Source organism: Epilithonimonas hominis, from assembly GCF_003730015.1.
In the GTDB taxonomy this organism is placed as follows: Bacteria; Bacteroidota; Bacteroidia; order Flavobacteriales; family Weeksellaceae; genus Epilithonimonas; species Epilithonimonas hominis.
The window spans coordinates 1-3,408 of sequence record NZ_RJTU01000020.1 but is presented as its reverse complement, the minus strand read 5'-3'; the positions used below and the strand labels follow the sequence as shown (position 1 = coordinate 3,408).

Here is a 3,408-nt window from a genome sequence, read left to right as displayed (position 1 = left end):
TTTTGTTAAGGAACGACTATTTCAGATTAATTTTAACTCCAAAATGATACGGCAAAATGAACCAATCTTTCAACCTACTTTTCTACGTCAAAAAAACGAAGATAAACTCCCAAGGTGAAGCTCCAATTTATTTACGAATTACCATCGATGGACGCGTTACCGAAATAAGCGTTAAAAGAACCACAAAACCACATTTATGGAATTCGGCTGGTCAGCAGTTGAATGGAAATTCCGAAGCGATTAAATCGTTTAATTTCTATCTTAAAACTTTTGAACAGAGGGTATATGACGCCTACCACGAGTTGATGAAGGATAAAGACTTGATCACTTGTGAATCGCTCAAAAATAAATTACTCGGAACGGATATCAAAAGCAGAATGCTCCTCCCAATTTTTCAAGATCATAACAATAGGATGGAAAAATTGGTGGGTAAAGAATTTGCCATCGGAACACTTGGTAGGTACAAAACCTGTATGAGCCACACCAAAGCATTTTTAAAATGGAAATTCAAAACCAATGATATTGATATAAAGAAAATTGATTACGCCTTTCTTAACGATTTTGAGTTTTATCTACAAACAGAAAAAGGTTGCAACAATAATTCGGCGGTGAAATATTTGAAAAATTTTGGAAAGATTATTCGGATTTGTTTAGCGAATGGCTGGCTTGATAAAGATCCATATCTCAATTATCAATCTAAATTCAATGAAGTTACTCGTGTATTTTTAAATGAGGATGAATTGGAACGACTTTCGACAAAGAATTTCAAAAATGAGCGTCTTTCTCAAGTTCGAGATATTTTCCTTTTTAGTTGCTTTACAGGTCTTGCCTATATTGATACAAAGAAATTGACCCATAAAAATATCAATCTTGGGTTAGATGGCAATAAGTGGATTTTCACGAAACGACAAAAAACTAAAACCACCTCTAATATTCCATTACTTCCGCAAGCAGAAGGTATCATTGAAAAATATAAAGACCATAAAACCTGCCTCAACTCTGGCAATCTTTTACCCGTTCTCAGCAATCAAAAAATGAATGCCTATTTGAAAGAGATTGCTGATATATGTGATATAGATAAAGAATTGACTTACCACATTGCAAGACATACTTTTGCGACTACAGTTACACTTTCAAATGGAGTTTCTATTGAAAGCGTGAGCAAAATGCTTGGTCATAAGAGCATAAAGACTACACAGCATTATGCAAAAATTATGGATACAAAAGTAAGTAGAGATATGGAGAATCTTAAGGAGATTTTTCAGACCCAGCAAGTTATGCAAGGAGCAAAGATGAAAAGAAATGTTTTTTAATTAAGAAAGTATTGCATTCCATATTCTATTTAAATAACTGAGATGTGGTTTCAGCTGATCAAATTTGTTTGTGTTTGATGTGTCTTTGAGATAAATTTCACATAAGGAATGATTTCATATCAATACTTTTTCATTGTTTTCGTTTTCATCAATAATCTTTTCAACTGAGCGAAATTTATGTACATCACATAATCTGCAGTAAAACCAAAAAATCATTTTGATTGTCAAATTAAAAAAAATGTAAATACTTGGTTATTAATTGCATAATCTAATAAATTATTTCTATTGACGTCCTAAACTATAAATTTTATGATTAAGGACTGTCTTTATTTGCACCATATCTTCGATTCAATTATTTTCGACCTGTATATTTCTATTTTAAAATTAACGGATTAAAAACGTGCTTCTCTCGTCCGTCTAATTTTGAATTAAAATAATCCTTTAGAGAGAAGACAAATTTTTTATGAAAAACATAATTAAATTGTCATTAGTTGCTTTAGGCATTGTGACGGCAACAATCGCTTCATCCTCAAAGTTGTTAGCGAATGTACCACCTGATGGTGGTGGTTATTGTAATCCAACTACAGAAACAGTTTGCGGTGTTACAAGTGGCGGTTTTACTGCCAAAGGTTTTTTTGTGACTAACTAACTAAGGATTAATGGCCATTTGAGACGAGTTATTTCAATGGCCTTTTAAATGTAATAAAATGAACAGATTGTTGATATTAGTTATTCTTTGTGCTTTTTTGAAAATAAATGGACAGAATTCAGTTAGAGTTTTTTATCAATTAGAATCGAAGTCCAATGTAAAGCAGGATTCTGCCGATTTAGACCTATATGTACTTGATATTGATATTCCCAAAAAATCTTCAAAGTTTTATAATTACACATATTTGAAAAACGATTCGGTATACCTTTCAATGAAAAAGGAATCTGATGTTAGAGGTAGTGTAAATTTTGATACAAGAAAGATGAAATATCCCAATTTTAATATAGGAGTGTTGAAACAAAATGCTACATATGAAATGTTTCAGATTTTAGATGGTGATGTATTTACATATTTGGATGGAAAGGATGCAAAATGGAGCATACTTTCTGAAAAAATAAGGATAGGTGATTACGATTGCCAAAAAGCCACAGCTACTGTGGGTGGAAGAAAGTGGGAAGTTTTTTTTACTGTAGAAATATCTCTGCCATTTGGACCATATAAGTTTGGTGGATTACCGGGTTTGATAGTTCAAGCAAAGGATGATAGTAACTCCTACATCTTTACAATGGTAGGATTAGAAAAAACAAACCAAAAAGATTTTGTTCCTAAAATCTTTACAAAAGGTATTAAGACTACAAAAGAAAAATATTATAAGGCTTTTAATGCTTACAAAATAGATCCCGTTAAAAAGTTACGGGAGAATATCATTACTTATCCAGATGGTGATTATATGAAGTTAGCGCAACCGCTACCAAGCGATTACATTAAGAGTCGGGAAGCTAAAATGAAAAAATACTTATTAGAAAATGATAACTACATCGAAATCAAAAAATAAAAAAACGGTTTCGGATTTTATATACTATTTTTTGATCCTTTTTCTTATTTATATTTTTGTTAATAAAGCGCTTGATATTTCAGCATTTATTAGTAATATTTTCAAGTCGGGATTATATTCTCCTAACTCCGCAAGAATATTGGCATATTTTGTATTGTTTATTGAGTTAGGGAATATAATTTTTTTAGTATTTTCTAAGAATAAGGGATTAAAAATAAGTTTTTGGTTGTTTATTGTTTTTACGATATACATAACCTTTTTAAATATTTCTAATCGTTATGAGGTTTGTGGTTGTGGTGGGGTTTTAAATGGATTATCTTTTGAAATACATTTTATTATTAATGTTACACTTATTTTAATAACAGCATTAGCAATTTTTTTCTCTTATGAAAATAAAACATCTTTTGATAGTTAATTTAATTCTAATATTACTTATCCTTGGAAATTATTGGTCTAAAAATAGTGATAGGAAGTACATTTTTAATAGAAACTACTCACCTAAATCAATTAAAGTTATTGCTTCAAAAAAAATTAAATGAATCCTCGATATA

4 protein-coding genes are annotated in these 3,408 nt (G+C 30.5%); all 4 read left to right on the top strand.

Features of this window, described 5'->3' with window-relative positions; translation table 11 throughout:
- Positions 1 to 56 precede the first annotated feature (56 nt).
- The 4 genes from EGH73_RS03060 to EGH73_RS03045 all read left to right on the top strand — a co-directional run bounded on the left by EGH73_RS03060 (position 57) and on the right by EGH73_RS03045 (position 3,272).
- Positions 57 to 1,313: a site-specific integrase gene (locus EGH73_RS03060; protein WP_123280640.1), complete on the top strand. Its 1,257-nt coding sequence runs from the start codon at positions 57 to 59 to the stop codon at positions 1,311 to 1,313.
- A 463-nt stretch (positions 1,314 to 1,776) separates the two neighbouring features.
- Entirely contained in the window at positions 1,777 to 1,962 is a 186-nt protein-coding gene (locus EGH73_RS03055; RefSeq protein ID WP_123280639.1) for a hypothetical protein, read from the top strand.
- 58 nt (positions 1,963 to 2,020) lie between these two features.
- The gene (locus tag EGH73_RS03050) at positions 2,021 to 2,857 is read left to right on the top strand and encodes a GLPGLI family protein (protein ID WP_123280638.1); all 837 of its coding nucleotides are present in this window, start codon (positions 2,021 to 2,023) and stop codon (positions 2,855 to 2,857) included.
- Entirely contained in the window at positions 2,829 to 3,272 is a 444-nt protein-coding gene (locus EGH73_RS03045) for a MauE/DoxX family redox-associated membrane protein (protein WP_123280637.1), read from the top strand. The genes EGH73_RS03050 and EGH73_RS03045 overlap by 29 nt, the downstream gene beginning before the upstream one ends.
- Positions 3,273 to 3,408: the final 136 nt, after the last annotated feature.